Source organism: Sulfitobacter sp. HI0027 (assembly GCF_001634775.1).
Classification (GTDB): Bacteria; Pseudomonadota; Alphaproteobacteria; order Rhodobacterales; family Rhodobacteraceae; genus Sulfitobacter.
Genome location: NZ_LWER01000084.1, coordinates 1 through 1269, shown reverse-complemented (window position 1 = coordinate 1269; position 1269 = coordinate 1). Strand labels below are relative to the sequence as shown.

Sequence of the window (1269 nt, the reverse complement as noted above, 5' to 3'; positions counted from 1 at the left end):
TGAGACGCTGACGAAGGTCGACTTGGTCATTTTGGACGAACTCGGCTACCTGCCGTTCAGTTCATCTGGCGGGGCGCTGCTCTTCCATCTGCTCAGTAAGCTCTATGAGCGCACCAGTGTGATCATCACCACCAACCTTAGCTTCTCAGAATGGGCGCAGGTCTTCGGGGATGCAAAGATGACCACCGCTCTCTTGGATCGGCTTACCCACCGCTGCCACATCCTCGAAACCGGAAACGACAGCTACCGCTTCAAGGTCAGTTCTGAGGCAGCAAAGAAAACTGCAAAGGAGGCCAAAACATTGACCGCATCATAGACCACGACGCATAACTGAGGGTGGGTCAAATCTCGGTGAAAATACCGGGTCAGTTCTCAGTGACAATCAACACCTTGGGGTTCTGCACCTCAGAGGGGCCATGGCGGCTCATTCAATTTCGACTGATGCTGTGCGTTGAAAGTCTCATTGCCCACCATAAGCCTACCGGGCCTCTCGTAGGCGAAGATATCAGAGCGTGCGGACAGGTCTAACAGCCCTGGAAAGCTGCGATTTAGCACGGACTAAACCCACGTCCTCGAATTTCCGCTACCTACAGATAATTAGCACGGGTGTGGAGCTGATGGGGTGGATGGCTCCTGCTTCAACCGGCGTCGCAATGCGCCATAGTGCAGTTGTCAAAATCTGCTTATGAGAGGAGCCACCCCATGCAAGTTACCACAATCGGCGTTGATCTGGCCAAGAACGTTTTCCAGGTCCATGGGATCACCGCGAGCGAAGAAGTCGTGTTCAACAAGCCGCTGCGACGAACGCAATTTCTGCCGTTCTTTGCAAAACTGGATCCGTGCCTGATTGGCATGGAGTCGTGCAGCAGTGCGCATCATTGGGCCCGTGAACTGACAGCTCTTGGTCACGAGGTTCGGCTGATTCCGCCGATGTATGTGAAGCCATATGTCAAACGCGGTAAGTCTGATGCCATTGACGCCGAAGCAATTTGCGAGGCAGTGACCCGACCCACCATGCGGTTTGTTGCGACCAAAACAGTCGAGCAGCAATCCCTGTTGTCGCTACATCGGGCGCGTGACCTTTTGGTGCGCCAAAGAACGCAACTCATCAACAATCTGCGTGGTCTGGTCGCGGAGTTCGGCATCTTCATTCCTAAAGGGCTGGCCCGTGTGATTGGATTTGCTGAGGACATCACTCTTGGTGAAGTGCTCGACTTGCCAGACATCGCCAACGAGGTGATCCGCAACCTGTCAGAACAGCTCATGGCT

At 54.1% G+C, this 1269-nt stretch carries 2 protein-coding genes; both read left to right on the top strand.

Annotated features, from left to right (window positions below; all coding sequences use genetic code 11):
• A partial coding sequence (locus tag A3722_RS05000; protein ID WP_161488212.1) for an ATP-binding protein occupies window positions 1-316 on the top strand: 316 nt, incomplete at its 5' end.
• Window positions 317-702: 386 nt separating this feature from the next.
• The coding region (locus A3722_RS04995; protein ID WP_150120442.1) for an IS110 family transposase at window positions 703-1269 on the top strand (567 nt) is incomplete at its 3' end.